This is a genomic window from Streptomyces sp. TAA204, assembly GCF_000424965.1.
The window spans coordinates 189448-205091 of sequence record NZ_KE384281.1; the positions used below are offsets into that span (position 1 = coordinate 189448).

Consider the following 15644-nt stretch of genomic DNA (forward strand, 5'->3'; position numbering starts at 1 on the left):
GTCAGGTCGTCGATACCCGCCGACGCGGACGTCATCACAGCTTCCGTGCGCAGCGGATTGATCTCCGACACGGCACCCACGAAGGTCGTCTTGCCTACACCGAAACCACCGGCAACCACGATCTTCGCGGAGGTGGTGGAACGGGCAGCAGCGCCGCCGCTAGAGCTTCCGAAGTCCACTGAGCACCCTTTCGAGCAATGTCACGTCTGGCTGGCCGTCGTCGTTGGTGTCCGCGCCGCCGGGCTGATGTATGGCCACGAGCCCGGCTTCGGCCAGGTCGGCGACGAGGATACGGGCGACGCCGAGGGGAATGGTGAGAAGTGCAGAGATCTCAGCTACCGATTTGATCTCGTAACACAGCCGGCAGATCCGCTGGTGCTCGGGCAACTGGCCCTGAAGCTGCGACGGATCGGCCGAAGTGTGGACCAGCGCCTCGATGGCGAGCTGGTACCGGGGACGGGTCCGACCACCCGTCATGGCGTACGGGCGCACCAGCGGCTGCTGCTCGACGCGGCCGCCGTAGCCGCTGGTGTCGCCGCGGGGCGAGGGCTGGACGGTCTGGATGCGGGGCGGCGGCGACTGGTCGTAGCCGCGCCCGCCCTGCTGTCCGTGGTGCCGCTCGTGGTGTCCGTCGTCGAACTGCGAGGGCTGCTGGTGCCGTTGGGCGGGCCCTTGCGGAGGCGGCTGCTGCCGCGGAGGCCGCTGGGGCTCGTCCTCCGGCTGACGGGCGCCGACGTGCCTGCTGGGCGCTGAGGGGAAGTTGAACCGCTTCGGCCGAGCGTTCTCATGACCACTGCCGTACGACGACGGACCGCCTGGGGGCATTGTCATGTTTCCTCCTCCGACTCACGGACGTGCGGGCCACATCTTTCCGTCTACCTCAGCGCCGTCGACGAGCACCGCATCACCCGCACCTTATGGCGCGGAGCGGCAACGCGCACTGTCTGGCCCCCGGTTGGGGACTAGTTGAGCAGACTGCCTTGCAGTTCAGCACGGAGATCCGGGGTGAGGACCGTTCCCGCGCGATCGACGAGGAGTGCCATCTCGTAGCCGACGAGACCGATGTCGGCTTCGGGATGGGCGAGCACCGCCAGCGCGGAACCGTCGGAGACGGACATGATGAAGAGGAAACCCCTCTCCATCTCCACCACCGTCTGGTTCACGGGGCCGCCCTCGAAAATGCGGGAGGCACCGGCGGTGAGTGAGGTCAGCCCGGAGGCGACCGCCGCCAACTGGTCGGCGCGGTCCCGCGGGAAGCCCTCGGACATCGCGAGCAGAAGTCCGTCCGCGGAGACCACCACCGTGTGGGAAACACCTGGGGTGTTGTCCACGAAGTTGGTGATCAACCAGTTCAGGTTCTGCGCCGCCTGGCTCATCGGGCTCACACTAACGCTCCTGATCGTAGGTGCTGCCGGGGCCGTAGCCCTGTCGGTCATTCTGGGGGGCGTCACCCGCGTTGCGCCCTCTGCGGACGCCACGGTGCAGATTGCTCAGCCTGCCACGGACGTCCTCGGGCGCGCGGGAGACCGAGGCACCGCCCCGCGAGTTCGCTTCAGCGGTGCCCTCGACCAGGTTGGCCCTGGGCACCCGCCGGGGAAGGCCGGATTGGGTGGTTCCACCGGACTGCGGTTCACGCAGCCGGCCTGCCCGGCTCCAGCGCTCGTCGTTCGCCGAACGCCAGTCCTCGGAAGCCTCGGAAGATTCCGCTTGAGGCTGGTACTGCTGGTGTTGCGTCTCCGGTCCCGCCTCCGAAGAGGATCGCGCCCGCTCGCGGCGCGGGAGACCAGCGCCGGTCGTGGAGTGATGGTTACTCGGAGTGGGGACCGGACCTCCGAAGCCTACGCGGTTCCCGGTGTTCCCGTGAACGCCCTGTGCAGATTCCGCTTCTTCCTGCGGGCCACTGTACTGGCCGCCACCTGACGGATTTTGGGGCTGCTGGTGGGGAGCCTGCCGACCGTACGGAGGGAGCTGCCCGTAGGGCGTCTCCGGCTGCTCGTAAGGAGCCTGCCGGGGGCGCTGCTCCTGCCACGGAGAGGGCTGCTGCGGCAGCTGCCCCTGCTGCTGCGGCTGCTGGTACGGCGGCTGCTGCGGCGGCTGCTGGTGCTGGTGCTGCCCCTGCTGCTGCGACGGCCCCGGCTGCTGCTGCGGGCTCCTGCGCGGCAGTTCACCGCGCTGGTCCCGCTGCGGCTCCAGCGTCTCGCGGCGCCCGCCGTCCGTCAGCGGCCGGCCGGACGGATCGAGGGAGGAGACGTCGTCGGGGACCTCGTAGCGGGTGTCGTCGAAGCCGAGTTCGGCCGCGGAGCGGGGCGGGCCCGCCTGCCCGTACGAGATCTGCGGCGGGGCCGGCGGCTCGGGCTGCTCCGGCATGATCCGCGAGACGGTGAAGTCCTCGTACCCCTCCTCCTCGCCGCCACCGCCCCGCGTGATGGCCTCGGGAAGCATGACCAGGCACGTGGTGCCCGCCTGCTCGCCCGAGGGCCTCAGCTGTACGCGGATGCCGTGCCGGTCGGCGAGACGGCCGACCACGAACAGGCCCATGCGCCGGGCGAGAGCGGCGTCCACGGTCGGCGGCTGGGCCAGCTTGTGGTTGATGTCGGCGAAGTCCTCCGGGGTCAGGCCGATGCCCTTGTCGTGGATCTCGACCACCACACGCCCGTCGGGCAGCCGGGTGGCCGTGACGAACACCCTGCTCTGCGGCGAGGAGAAGGTCGTGGCGTTCTCCAGCAGCTCCGCCAGCAGGTGCACGAGGTCGTTGACGACCTGGCCGTGGATCTCGCTCTCCGGGACGCCCGAGAGCTCGATGCGCTCGTAGTGCTCCACCTCCGAGGAGGCGGCGCGCAGGACGTCGATCAGCGGCACCGGCTCGTTCCAGCTGCGCCCCGGCTCCTCACCCGCGAGGACGAGCAGATTCTCGCCGTTGCGGCGCATGCGGGTGGCCAGGTGGTCGAGCCGGAAGAGGTTCTCCAGCTGGTCGGGGTCCGCCTCGTTGTTCTCCAGGTCGGAGATCAGGCCGAGTTGGCGCTCGATGAGGCCCTGGTTGCGGCTGGAGAGGTTGGTGAAGATCGCATTGACGTTTCCGCGCAGCAGCGCCTGTTCGGCGGCGAGCCGAACGGCCTCGCGGTGAACCTGGTCGAAGGCACGCGCGACCTCGCCGATCTCGTCCGTGCTGTCGATCGGGATGGGCGCGACACGGGTGTCGACCCGGCCCGGATCCGTACGGGAGAGCTGGTCGACGAGCGACGGCAGCCGCTGCTCGGCCACGTCGAAGGCGGCGGTGCGCAGATTGCGCATGCTGCGGCTCATGGAGCGGGCCATCATCGCCGCGACGAAGAAGGCCAGCAGCAGCGCGACGACCACGATGGCACCGTTGATCACCGCGTCGCGCCTGGCGTCGGAGGAGATCTGCGCGGTCTCCTTGACCGCCTGGTCCGTGAGGTCCTTCTCCACGGCGCGGTAGGCGTCGAACTTTCCGGTGCTCACCGCGAACCAGCTCTCAGGCGTGATGCCCTTCGCCCTCAGCTCCTCCTTGTCCGCGCCGGAGACGATGGCGGGGATCGCCTTCTCCACCGACGGCGGAGGGACGTACCGCTCCCCCTCGGCCTCCGCCTCCGCCCTGGCCGCGGCCGCACGCTCCTTGCCCTTCGCCTCCGCCTTGGCGCTCTCGCGCTTCAGCAGGGCGACGTCCTCCGGGCGGCCACCGCCGACGTACTCCTCCATGGCGATGCGCTCCAGGTAGGCGTACGAGGTCAGCGCCGTGAACTGCCGCTGCTCGTCCTTCTTCCCCGGGCCAGGGGAGACCAGCAGGTGCATGCCGATGGAGCGCTGCAGGGACTCGGCTGCCTTGCCGAGCGAGATGGAGTAGACGGTACGGCCGTAGGAGGTGATGTTGCCGGTGCCGAAGCCCAGTTCGTTGGAGAACTCCATCAGCGGGTGCTGGATGGTGACGTAGCCCTCTTCGGTCTCCACGCCGCTGAGGCGCTCGGTGTAGGCCGAGGCGCGCAGTGCGGCGAGCTTGGGCTCCTCCTTGCGGAAGACGGCCAGGCGGCGCTTGAGTCCGGGCTTGTCCGGCATCGCGGTGACGGCCTGGTCGAACTCCTCCTTCGCCCTGTCCGTGACGCCCCGGGCGCGCTCGACCGCCGGGTCGTTGCGGCGGCCGGACAGCAGGGGCTCGGCGCTGCGGTCACGCTCGTCGATGAGGGCGTTGCCGTAGGTGGCGGCGGCGCGCACGAGTTCGGCGGTGCGCTGAGCGTCCTGGGCCTCCCGCCAGGTGCCGACCGAGTCCTGGACCCGGAAGCCGCCGAAGACCAGCCCGACGAGTACGGGGATGAGGAGGATGACGTACAGGCGCGTTCTCACGCGCCAGTTGCGAACGGCGAACCGGCTCCCCGGCTCTCTCTCCTCGCCGGGCAGGTCGGAGGTCGACGAAACCCGGGACGGCGGGGTGAAGTTGCCCCTCGCCTGTTCCCGGGCCTGTGCCGCAGCGCCCGTCTTGCTTCGCCTCACGCGACTCCTCACCTCTTGGCCCTCGGTGTCCGACATCGGACGTTCCGTGGTCGGCGACATGCCACTCGCTACTGCTGAGTTCAGCGCATTTCAGCACGTCAGGGCTGCGTCGTCCAAACACTTCGCAAAAGCCGGTGTGACTCCCCAACAGGCCCGGAAAATCGGGCACTGGGGAATGATGGCGGCAAAAGGCCCAAGTTTTGTAAGCAGAGTGGAGCCCTCCGCTTGCCAGCCGTGTTCACGCCGCCGCAATTCACTGTCGAAACGTTATGAACACGCCGGAGGCATGACGAACGGCACAGCCGGACGCTGGATGCAGCGTCCGGCTGTGCCGTCAACTGGACACGTGAGGCGCCGAGTTGGGCCCGATGCTCACTTCAGGCGTGCGAGCAGGGCGTGTTCGACCAGCGTGATCAGGGCGCTCTTCGCGTCCGCGCGGTGACGGGCGTCGGTGACGATGATGGGGGCGTCCGGGCCGATCTGCAGGGCCTCGCGGACCTCTTCCGGCGTATAGGGCTGGTGACCGTCGAAGCCGTTGAGCGCGATCACGAACGGCAGACCGGAGTTCTCGAAGTAGTCGACCGCCGGGAAACAGTCCGCCAGCCGGCGGGTGTCGACCAGCACCACCGCGCCGATCGCACCGCGCACCAGGTCGTCCCACATGAACCAGAACCGGTCCTGCCCCGGCGTACCGAACAGGTACAGGATCAGGTCCTCGTCCAGGGTGATGCGGCCGAAGTCCATCGCCACCGTGGTGGTGGTCTTGCCGCCCGTGTGGGTCAGGTCGTCGATACCCGCCGACGCGGACGTCATCACAGCTTCCGTGCGCAGCGGATTGATCTCCGACACGGCACCCACGAAGGTCGTCTTGCCCACACCGAAACCACCGGCAACCACGATCTTCGCGGAGGTGGTCGAACGGCCGGCGGCAGGAGCTCCGTAATCCATCATCTGGCCCGTCTGCGGGCTAGAGCTTGCGAAGTCCACTGAGCACCCTTTCGAGCAAGGTCACATCTGGAGCACCACCGGGTTCGGAGCCGCCGCCCGGCTGATGGATGGCCACCATTCCCGCCTCCGCCAGGTCGGCCACGAGAATCCGGGCCACCCCCAGCGGTATCGCCAGCAGAGCCGAGACCTCCGCGACCGACTTCACCTCGCGGCACAGATGGCAGATCCGCTGGTGCTCGGGAAGCAGACCCTGAAGCTGCGACGGATCGGCACTCGTGCTCACAAGTGCCTCGATCGCGAGCTGGTACCGAGGACGGGTCCGACCACCCGTCATGGCGTACGGGCGCACCAGCGGCTGGTCACCCTCACCGCCGTACGGTGCGTGCTGGTATGGGGCACCGTACGGGCCGGGCGATGCTGGCGGCGGGGTCATGGCTCCTCCGGACGAGGCATGAGGTCGAGATCGGCTGACGGACTGAGGTGGCTCATGTACGCGGAGCGGCGGATCAGTTGAGGATGCTCCCCTGCAGTTCGGCACGCACGTCAGGGGTCAGGACGGTTCCTGCGCGGTCCACGAGAAGCGCCATCTCGTATCCGACGAGACCGATGTCGGCCTCAGGATGAGCGAGCACGGCCAGGGACGAGCCGTCCGAGATGGACATGATGAAGAGGAAACCCCTCTCCATCTCCACCACCGTCTGATTGACGGGGCCGCCCTCGAAAATGCGAGAGGCTCCCGCGGTGAGTGAGGTCAGCCCGGAGGCGACCGCCGCCAACTGGTCGGCGCGGTCGCGCGGGAAGCCCTCGGACATGGCCAGAAGGAGGCCGTCCGCGGAGACCACCACCGTGTGGGAAACACCTGGGGTGTTGTCCACGAAGTTGGTGATCAACCAGTTCAGGTTCTGCGCCGCCTGGCTCATCGGACTCAACTAACGCTCCTGCTGGTAAGTGGGGCCGAAGCCGCGGCCGTTCGTCGTGCCGGCCTGTCGGCCCTGCTGGATGCCGCGGCGTAGGTTGGTCAGCCGGCCGCGTACGTCATCGGGCGCACGCGAGACCTGCGGACCGGACTGTGCGGTGGACTGCTGCTGGGCGGTACCCGCGACAAGGTTGGCGCGGGGCACACGGCGCGGCAGACCCGAGGTGGTGACTCCCCCCGCGGCGGGCTGGCGGACCTGTTCGGCCCGGCGCCAGCGCTCGTCGTTGGGAGAAGCGCCCCAGTGGGCACCGGGGTCGGCGCCGCGGTGGGCACTCCCGTGATAGGAGTCCGTGGAATTCGAGGACGCGCTCTCGGCGGGGCCGCGGGCGGTCTGACGCTGCGGCATCGGCGGCACGGCGGACGCCGGCCGGCCCTGGTGCGGGGGCGGCGTCTGCGAGGAGCCGGCCTGATCCGGAGACTCCTCGGACGGCTCCGCCCGTGGAGGGGCGGACGCCGAGGAGGCGGCACGGAACCAGTTCGACTCCATCGACTCGAAGATCGGAGTCGGCGCGTCGGACGCCGCGGGCGGGACAGTGGGTATGCCGAAGTCCGGGTCGTAGGAGGAGGGCTGCTCGGCCGGCGCGCCGCCGCCCGGCTGCTCGTACTCGCCGGTGTTCTGACGGCCGCTGGAAGCGCCCGTGTAGCCGGGGCGGGCGAACTCGCCCGTGTCCTGGGGCTCGAACTCGTCGTGGCCCCGTGGTCCGTCCTCGCCGGGGGCGGACGCCCAACTGGGGCGGTCCCACTCGTCGGGGCGGGCGAACTGGGACGTGTCGCCGGGGCCCGTCTGCGGGCGCGGGAACTCGCCGGTGTCCGACGGGGACTGCGGACGCTCGAACTGCCCGGTGTCCGAACCGGGCTGCGGGGCTGCGTACTCCCCCGTCGACCGGCTCTCCCAGGAGCTGCCCCAGTCGTCCGGCCTGTCGAACTCCGACGTCTCGGCCGGGCCGCCCCCGGGCCCGGTCTTGCCGGGACCCCCCTGGCTGCCGGGGAGTTGCCCGGCCGAGCCGGGCCGCTGGGGAAGCGGAGGAGCCTGACGGTTCAGCGGGGCGGGGGCGGCACCGCCGTTGCGGCCCTGGCTGCCGCCCTGACCGCTGCCGCCGCCCTGGCCGCTGTCGCCGAAGAAGTTGGTGGCGGGCGCCGCGCTCTCGCCCGAGGCCGAGCCGGCACCCACGGGGGCACCGCCGCCCGTGCCGGGCAGCGCCGGACGGGCCTCGCCGCCGGCGACCTGCCCCTGCGGTGAGGGAGCGCCGAGTTTCGAGGCCCCGGCGACACCCGCGCCGATGCCGGGCGCTCCGCCCGGTCCGCGCTGGAGAGCCGCGGCGAGGCCGCTGCCCTTCGGCGCGCCGGGACCGCCGTTGCCGGGTCCGCCCGACGCGGGCTTGACCGACTGGGGCACCTGGGCGCCCCCCTGCGCCACGTCCACGGGCAGCATGACGAGTGCGGTGGTCCCGCCCGAGTCGGAGGGCCGGAGCTGGATACGGATGCCGTGCCGCAGCGAGAGGCGGCCGACCACGAACAGGCCCATGCGGCGGGAGACCGAGACGTCGACGGTCGGCGGGCTCGCCAGCCGCTCGTTGATCGAGGAGAGGTCCTCCGGGGAGAGGCCGATGCCGGTGTCGTGGATCTCCACCAGTACGCGCCCGTCGGGCAGCGCGTGGCCGGTGACCTTGACCTTGGTCTGGGGCGAGGAGAAGGAGGTCGCGTTCTCCAGCAGCTCTGCCAGCAGGTGGACGAGGTCGTTGACGACGCGCCCGGCCACCTCGGTGGCCGGCACGGAGTTCAGCTCGATGCGCTCGTACTGCTCGACCTCGGAGGCCGCGGCGCGCAGAACGTCGACCAGCGGGACCGGCCTGGTCCAGCGTCGGCCCGGCTCCTCGCCCGCGAGGACGAGGAGGTTCTCACCGTTGCGGCGCATGCGGGTCGCGAGGTGGTCCAGCTTGAAGAGCGAGGAGAGCTGGTCCGGGTCGGCCTCGCGGGACTCCAGCTCGGAGATGAGGGAGAGCTGGCGCTGGATGAGGCCCTGGCTGCGCCGCGAGAGGTTGGTGAACATCGCGTTGACGTTGCCCCGGAGCAGGGCCTGTTCGCCCGCGAGACGTACGGCCTCGCGGTGGACGTCGTCGAACGCGGAGGCCACCCGGCCGATTTCGTCCCGGCTGTGCACGCCGACGGACTCGACCGAGGTGTCCACGTCCTGCGGCTCGGCCTCGGACATCTGCTTGACCAGCTCGGGGAGCCGCTTGCGGGCGACGTCCTGGGCGGTGTCCTGAAGCCGGCGCAGGGAGCGGACCATGGAGCGGGCGACGACGAACGCGCCGACCAGTGAGATGCCCAGGACGAGGAGGATCACTGCTCCGTTGAGGAAGGCCTCGCGCTGCGCGTCGGAGCGCAGTTCGCGTGCCTTGTCCTCCATCTCGGAGAGCAGCGCGGACTCGATCTTGCCCATCTCTTCGATCTTGGTCCGGTCCTGGTCGAACCAGTCCGGGTAGGAGCGGTTCTCGCTCTTGATGCCATCGGGGTTGTTCAGCACGCGGTCGCGGTACTTGTCCGCCAGCGCGATGTTGACGATGCCGCCGTCGAGGGGACTCGTCAGGTCGGCGGCCTTCTCCTTGCCGTAGATCTGGTTGAAGCCGCCCAGGGAGGCGCTCTCGCTGTCCGCGGCGGACTTGGCGTAGAGCCGGTCGCTCTCGGAGAGTTCCGGGCCGCCCTTGCGCGCGAGACCGGCGGAGATGATCGCCCGCTGGATCGAGGCGTACTCCTTGGCGGTGGAGAAGGCCGAGAGCGCGCGAGTGCTCTGGATCATCTCCGAGTTGTTCGTCGCCTGCGCCATGTCCTGCGAGAGGGAGAGCAGCGACTCGATGAGCTGGTTGTAGCTGTTGACCGTCTGCGAGACGGACGAGGGGTTGTCGTACGCGCGCTCGCGGATTTCCTGGAGGGTGGTCAGCTGACGCGTGATGTCCAGGACGGTGGACTGGACGCCCGCCATCACCTTGTCGCTGCCGTCGATGTCCGACGTGGCCCGCTTGAAGGCCTGGAAGGAGCGGTCGGTGTCCTCACGGGGGCCGACGACGGTGTCGTCCTTGGCGTCCCCGGTGTTGATCAACGGGCCCGCCGAGCGGTCGCGTTCCTCCTGGAGGGCGGCCGCGAGCTCCGTCGCCTGGTCCGTCATCTGCGTGAGCAGCTTCATGTCGTCGAGCTGGTCGACGTTGCTCAGGGAGTCCTGGATGCGCAGGGCGCCCAGCGTCGTCGCGGCGACCACGGGAAGCGCGAGCAGCGAGACCAGGCGGGTGCTGATGCGCCAGTTGCGCAGAGCGGCACGCGAGCCCGGCCCCGGCGGCGTTCTGAGCCGCTCCGGGGCGGCTTCGTCACCGTTGTCGCCGCTGCCCGGGCGGTTCGTCACCGCGCCGTCCTCGTCGTGCACGGCCGCCGTGGGGCCGCTCTGCTGGGCGCGCTGGGGCGAGGAGCCGCGGCCGGTCGTCCCGCGCGGCTCCGGTTCCCCCGCAGCGCTGCCATCCCTCTTGAAACGTCCCTGCACTAGCGTCGCAACCTCTGGACCAGGCGCCCCTCCGCTTGGGACGGCGGGACGGTAACGAGTCGTGGGGGTCCCAAGGCCCCCCGGGCGGTCGTGAGTGACCGGCGCGTTTCCCCTCACCGCCGCGCGGCGCTGCTCTGCGCCCCTGCGCGCCGGTTGTTTCCCGCGACGGTCCGTGGAATTCCAGCACAGTGCTGGATCTCCAACAAGGCCTGTGGAAAACCCGGGTCCGTATGTGACGCTGCGCGCATCACCCGTCACTTGTCGTGCGGAGCACTTCCCTTGATTCCGGACTTTTCCACTGTCCGTCAACTGCCCCTCGCGCCACGGGAACACCGCGCCGGACGTGCGTAACTTCGCTTCTGGCCCCGATGTCCGCTTCGGAATTCGTCAACTGCCGTCCCGTTGGCACCTTTTGCCCCTGCTCCGGTGAGGAACCTCACACGCTCCGCGTTGCCTGTGTCACGTAACGGAAGGAGCGGCGGACCTACGCTCGTATTTACACAACGCGCCGGAACGACAAATGGAAAGTGCGAGGTACGGTCGAGCGTGAAGACCACCCAGATCATGCGCAACACAGCCAACCCGCGCCGAACCACCCTGGCCCACCTCCAGGATGCGGACGAGTTGACCACGGAAGCCGTCGCGCAGGAGGCCGAGAACCTCGACGGGCTTCCCCCGCAGACCGCGAATCCTCAGCGCACGGTGCTGGTGGACGCGCCCGCCGGGTGACGCCCGGCTCCAAAGCGCGCAGACACAGGCGCAGGAACGCAGATACGGCTACGGCCCCCGTGAATCATCCGGGGGCCGTAGCCGTGTGCGTGCAGCCGTCGCGGCGGTGTCTGCGTGCGGCCGTCGCGGCGGTCGGTCCGTCAGGCGGTCGGTGCCGTCAGCCGTAGGCCGTCGCGCGGCGGGGCCTCAGCCCTGCCAGCTGTGCGGGGCGCGGAAGCCGCGTGCACGCTCCAGCCGCCGCCAGCCGGCCTTGCTGCGGCCCGCCTCACGCGCGGCGGGAATCTGCGCGTGACGCGCGGACGCCGCGGCGCGTGCGAGCAGCAGGGCCGTGACGGCGGCGAGTTCCTCTTCGTTGGCCTCGCCCTTCTCGACGCGGACGAGACGGTTCCCGGTGGTCTCGGTGTGCTTCATCGGAGTGTTCGTCCTTCTCTTCTCACTGTGGGGGGTTGCCGTGTTTGCGTGAGGGCAGGTCGGCGTGCTTCGTGCGGAGCATCTGCAGGGAGCGGATGAGGACCTCCCTGGTCTCACCCGGTTCGATCACGTCGTCGACCAGGCCGCGTTCCGCGGCGTAGTACGGATGCATGAGCTCGGCCTTGTACTCCTTGACCATCCGGGCCCGCATCGCGTCCGGGTCGTCCGCGCCGCTGATCTCCCGCCGGAAGATCACGTTCGCGGCGCCCTCGGCGCCCATCACCGCGATCTCGTTCGTCGGCCAGGCGAAGGTCAGGTCGGCGCCGATGGACTGGGAGTCCATGACGATGTACGCGCCGCCGTACGCCTTGCGCAGCACCACGGAGATCCGCGGCACCGTCGCGTTGCAGTAGGCGTACAGCAGTTTGGCGCCGTGCCGGATGATGCCGCCGTGCTCCTGGTCGACCCCGGGCAGGAAGCCCGGCACGTCCAGCAGCGTGACGATGGGGATGTTGAAGGCGTCGCACATCTGCACGAAGCGCGCGCCCTTCTCGGACGCCTCGATGTCCAGCACCCCGGCCAGGGACTGCGGCTGGTTGGCGATGACGCCGACGACCTGTCCGTCCATCCGCGCCAGGCACACGATCAGGTTCGTCGCCCAGCGCTCGTGGATCTCCAGCAGGTCGCCGTCGTCGACGAGTTCCTCGATCACCTTGCGCATGTCGTACGGGCGGTTGCCGTCGGCCGGGACCAGGTCCAGCAGCGCCTCGCCGCGCCGGTCGACCGGGTCGTGGCTCTCCTCGGCCGGCGGGTTCTCCCGGTTGTTGCTCGGCAGCATCGACAGCAGGTAGCGCACCTCTTCCAGGCACGACTGCTCGTCGTCGTAGGCGAAGTGCGCGACTCCGGAGGTCCCCGCGTGGACGTCCGCGCCTCCCAGCCCGTTCTGCGAGACCTGCGCGCCGGTCACCGCCTGCACCACGTCGGGGCCGGTGATGAACATCTGCGAGGTGTCGCGGACCATGAAGACGAAGTCCGTCAGCGCCGGGGAGTAGGCCGCACCGCCCGCGCACGGACCGAGCATCACCGAGATCTGCGGAATCACGCCCGAGGCGCGGGTGTTGCGCTGGAAGATCCCCCCGTACCCGGCGAGCGCCGAGACGCCTTCCTGGATACGCGCACCCGCGCCGTCGTTCAGCGAGATCAGCGGCGCGCCCGCGGAGATCGCCATGTCCATGATCTTGTGGATCTTCGTGGCGTGCGCCTCCCCGAGGGCGCCGCCGAAGATGCGGAAGTCGTGCGCGTAGACGAACACCGTCCGCCCGTGCACGAGCCCCCACCCCGTGACCACACCGTCGGTGTAGGGCTTCTTCTCCTCCAGCCCGAAGCCGGTCGCCCGGTGCCGCCGCAGCGGCTCCACCTCACGGAAAGTGCCTTCGTCCAGCAGCACTTCGATGCGCTCCCGGACGGTCAGCTTGCCCTTCGCGTGCTGTGCCTGGGTCGCTCGCTCGCTCGGACCCTGCAGGGCACGCTCCCGCAGGGCACGCAGTTCCGCCACACGTCCACGGGCGTCCTGCGCCGTGGGCTCGACGGCCTCGGGCGCGGCCACGGTCTCCGTGGTCTGTCGTGACGACTGGGGCTGATCGGTCATGTATAGACCCTACGAAACAGGGGGCCCATTCCTCGTCGTCAGATTCAGACAGTGTACGAGCATGATTCATGGTCGCGCTGGACAGAACGGCGCCCGTACACCGTGATTCAGCAGGGATGTCTCTCACTCGGCGCGCGTGGGGCTGTGGGAATCCCACAGCCCCACGCAGGTGATTTGTCAGTACCCCGTCAATCGACCCGGGCGGCCCCCTCCCCGGCGCACCTCTCCTTCAGCCCCGGCTCACCGCAGCAGCACCCTGCAGCTCAGCGTCGCCCCGCCCGTCCCGGGAGTCACCCGCAGCCGCAGCGCGCGACCCGTTCGGAGGACCTCGACACCCTCGTCGGCCGAGACCACCCTCCGTACGGGACGGTGCCATGTCACCTCGAACGCCTCCCCGGTGCGCGGCGGTTCCGAGACGTGCACCTCGGCGGTCCGCCCCCTGCGCCGTACCAGCACGCTGGAGGGCGCGCCCGCCGTGATCCGGCCCGCCCTGCCGGCCGACCAGAAGTTCGCGGCGCTCAGCCCGAGACCTCTGATCGTGACGGCCTGCTGCGCCCCGGTGTTGGCGTCGACCGTCAGCCACCCGCGGTCCGCCGCCCTCGCCGCGACGTCGTGCGCGCGGGCTCCCGGCATCAGCACGTAGACGTATCCGGCGTCCTGCGGGTCCGTGCCGTGGCTGGTCCACAGGGTGAGGTACCGGCGCGTGACGGGATCGGTGACGCTGCCCTGGTTGATCTCCGACCAGGCGCCCGTGCGGTCCTCGCACAGGACGTTCAGCGGGACGCCGTCCGGCCAGACCCAGCCCCCGTGCCCCTCCAGATGCGCCCAGCGGGCACGTTCGACGGAACGGATGGAGGCAGGACGGACGGACCGGCGCGCACCGTCGACGGTCAGGGAAGGTGTGCCGCCCTCACCAAGATTGCGGTTGTCGAAGACAGTCTCCGCCTCGGTACCGTCCTCGCTGCTGATCCCGGCGCCGAGGCAGACGACCGCGTCCGCTGCGCAGAACCACGACTTCCGGGCGGTCAGAGTGCTCTCCAGCCCCAGCACGTGCTGTCCGAGGGCCGCGTACTCACCGTCCGTGGCGCCGCCCGCCCACGGGGTGGCGGGCTTGGGCTCCCCCCACTCGCCGCCCGCGTTGTCGGGCAGCTCCTTGGTGGAGACGGTGGTGCCGGGCAGCCGGTACCAGTCGACGGTCGGCCAGAAGTCGTCCGTGTACTGGCCGAGTGTCGACGGGGCACCCCACCAGTAGAGCATTCCGGCGCCGGTGTGCCAGCCGCGCGGATTCTCGCCGTTGCCGGCCTCGTAGTACGCGATCCGGTCCGAGGCCATCGCGATGCCGGCACACCAGCCCGGCCGCCGGTGCACCGCGCGCGCCATGGCCGGAAAGAGACGGTGGCCGACGGGTTCCGGAGCGGTCTCCCCCGGCTCCTCGGCGACCGCGTGCAGGCGCGCCAGGTCCGCGACGCCGAACTGCGGGTCCGTCAGCACGGGCAGTTCGGTGTCCCGCTCGATCCAGCCGCGCACCAGGCCGTTCCAGCGTTCGCGTTCCGCCGCGCCCGCTCCCCCGCCCAGCAGGGCGACGGCGGCGATGAGTTGATGCCCGCGGGTGTGGTCGCTCTGCCGGATGCGCCGGGTGTCCTGCTTGAGGATGCCGCGTGAGATCGCGCGTCCGCTGACGCTGTCCATCATCAGCCCGTCGTGCAGCAGCGGGGCGTAGGCCCTCTCGACACTGTCGAGGACGATCCGGCGTGCCGGGTCGGTGACCTCCCAGGCGGAGCCGTCCAGCAGGGTGAACAGCCGCCCCAGTCCGTCCAGCAGCACGTAGCCGTACGTACCGGAGTAGGCGACCCAGGTGTGCTGGATGAAGGAGCCGTCCGCGTAGAGTCCGTCCCCCTCGGTGACGTAGGGGAAGACCGGGGAGAGCGACGCCGAGGCCAGCGCGATCTTCGCGGGAGCCTCTCCGAGGACGCCGCGGACGGCGTGGACGCGGCAGAAGTCGACACGGTTGGCGCCCGTGGAGACACCCGTGTACTCGTCGAAGACCGACTCCGGCAGGAAGTGGTCGACGGCCGCGAGGTATTCGGCCCGCTGCGCCGCCGCGACCTCGTCGTACAGCATCGTCAGGACGTCCAGCAGAAGGCGGGGGCTGCCGATCTGCCACTCCCACCAGTTGCCGTACGGCTCGGTGCCGGCGCGGTAGACGCGCTCGTGGACGTGCGCGAGGCCGGAGAGCACGGAATCCAGCAGACCGGCGTCGCCCGTACTGCCCGTGCCGGGCTGCGCGTAGGCCTCGGCCATGGTCGCGAGGCGCTGGTAGGACTGCGTGATCCCGGAGGGCGGATCGAAGGGATAGCCGGGGAAGAGCGAGTCGTCGGTGGGCCGCATCTGCGCCCGCAGATCCGCGGCCTGCTCACCGGTCTCGGTCAGCCGGGACGCGTACGGCTCGGCACCGGGGTCGAAGCCCGACCCCAGCGTCATATCCAGCCATCGCCGGCGCAGCGCGGCGAAGTCGTCGGCGGCGAGCGTGCGTTGCCGCAGGCCGGGGGTGAGGGCCGAGGCGGTGCCCGGGACCACGGCGGTGAGGGCGGTTGCGGCTGTTGCGGCGGAGGCGGCCAGAAATGCGCGTCTGGGCCAGATCGGCATGGGCGGCACGTGAGATACCCCTCTCGGAGTGGCGAAGACCTCTTGGGTCCCCCGGCGGTCCGGCGTTGCGGCCGGGAAGGTTCGCCGGGTGGCTCTCGGCGTCCGGTGCGTGGGGTCAGGGTCTCCCCGGGCCGCAGGCCCAGGGGACGCATCGCAAGGCGGAGGATCGTCCTCGTACTGGGTGTACTCGGGCGACTCCGACAACGCAGCGAGGTGCCGTGCCGGGCGTCGCGAGCCGGTGAACCTGCCCG

At 70.2% G+C, this 15644-nt stretch carries 11 protein-coding genes and 1 pseudogene; 1 reads left to right on the plus strand and 11 read right to left on the minus strand.

Annotated features, from left to right (window positions below; translation table 11 throughout):
* From H343_RS32855 to H343_RS0125520, 8 genes and pseudogenes are all read right to left on the minus strand, one after another.
* Window positions 1-179, minus strand: a pseudogene (locus H343_RS32855) (ATP-binding protein); the annotation flags it as partial.
* A complete protein-coding gene (locus tag H343_RS0125490; protein ID WP_028433431.1) occupies window positions 160-831 on the minus strand; it encodes a DUF742 domain-containing protein in 672 nt (223 codons plus the stop codon). The gene H343_RS0125490 and the pseudogene H343_RS32855, both read right to left, overlap by 20 nt.
* A gap of 131 nt (window positions 832-962) precedes the next feature.
* The gene (locus tag H343_RS0125495) at window positions 963-1376 is read right to left on the minus strand and encodes a roadblock/LC7 domain-containing protein (RefSeq protein WP_028433432.1); all 414 of its coding nucleotides are present in this window, start codon (window positions 1374-1376) and stop codon (window positions 963-965) included.
* 10 nt (window positions 1377-1386) lie between these two features.
* Window positions 1387-4503 carry a nitrate- and nitrite sensing domain-containing protein gene (locus tag H343_RS0125500; RefSeq protein WP_028433433.1) on the minus strand — a complete coding sequence of 1039 codons (3117 nt, stop codon included), beginning with the start codon at window positions 4501-4503 and terminating at the stop codon, window positions 1387-1389.
* A gap of 372 nt (window positions 4504-4875) precedes the next feature.
* The gene (locus tag H343_RS0125505) at window positions 4876-5451 is read right to left on the minus strand and encodes an ATP/GTP-binding protein (RefSeq protein WP_028433434.1); all 576 of its coding nucleotides are present in this window, start codon (window positions 5449-5451) and stop codon (window positions 4876-4878) included.
* A 19-nt stretch (window positions 5452-5470) separates the two neighbouring features.
* Window positions 5471-5884 (minus strand): DUF742 domain-containing protein, encoded by a 414-nt coding sequence (locus tag H343_RS0125510; protein ID WP_028433435.1) that lies wholly within the window; start codon window positions 5882-5884, stop codon window positions 5471-5473.
* Between the two features lie 73 nt (window positions 5885-5957).
* Window positions 5958-6371 carry a roadblock/LC7 domain-containing protein gene (locus tag H343_RS0125515; RefSeq protein WP_028433436.1) on the minus strand — a complete coding sequence of 138 codons (414 nt, stop codon included), beginning with the start codon at window positions 6369-6371 and terminating at the stop codon, window positions 5958-5960.
* A 9-nt stretch (window positions 6372-6380) separates the two neighbouring features.
* A complete protein-coding gene (locus tag H343_RS0125520; protein WP_028433437.1) occupies window positions 6381-9959 on the minus strand; it encodes a nitrate- and nitrite sensing domain-containing protein in 3579 nt (1192 codons plus the stop codon).
* 546 nt (window positions 9960-10505) lie between these two features.
* Here H343_RS0125520 and H343_RS0125525 point away from each other — a divergent pair.
* Window positions 10506-10688 carry a hypothetical protein gene (locus H343_RS0125525; RefSeq protein ID WP_028433438.1) on the plus strand — a complete coding sequence of 61 codons (183 nt, stop codon included), beginning with the start codon at window positions 10506-10508 and terminating at the stop codon, window positions 10686-10688.
* A gap of 186 nt (window positions 10689-10874) precedes the next feature.
* Here H343_RS0125525 and H343_RS0125530 read toward each other — a convergent pair whose 3' ends face one another.
* The 3 genes from H343_RS0125530 to H343_RS0125540 form a co-directional block, all read right to left on the minus strand.
* The gene (locus tag H343_RS0125530) at window positions 10875-11099 is read right to left on the minus strand and encodes an acyl-CoA carboxylase epsilon subunit (RefSeq protein WP_028433439.1); all 225 of its coding nucleotides are present in this window, start codon (window positions 11097-11099) and stop codon (window positions 10875-10877) included.
* 22 nt (window positions 11100-11121) lie between these two features.
* Complete coding sequence (locus H343_RS0125535; protein ID WP_078506103.1) at window positions 11122-12747, minus strand: acyl-CoA carboxylase subunit beta; 1626 nt, start codon at window positions 12745-12747, stop codon at window positions 11122-11124.
* Window positions 12748-12987: 240 nt separating this feature from the next.
* On the minus strand, window positions 12988-15393 hold the full coding sequence (locus H343_RS0125540) for a polysaccharide lyase 8 family protein (protein ID WP_037905117.1): 2406 nt from the start codon (window positions 15391-15393) through the stop codon (window positions 12988-12990).
* Window positions 15394-15644 lie beyond the last annotated feature (251 nt).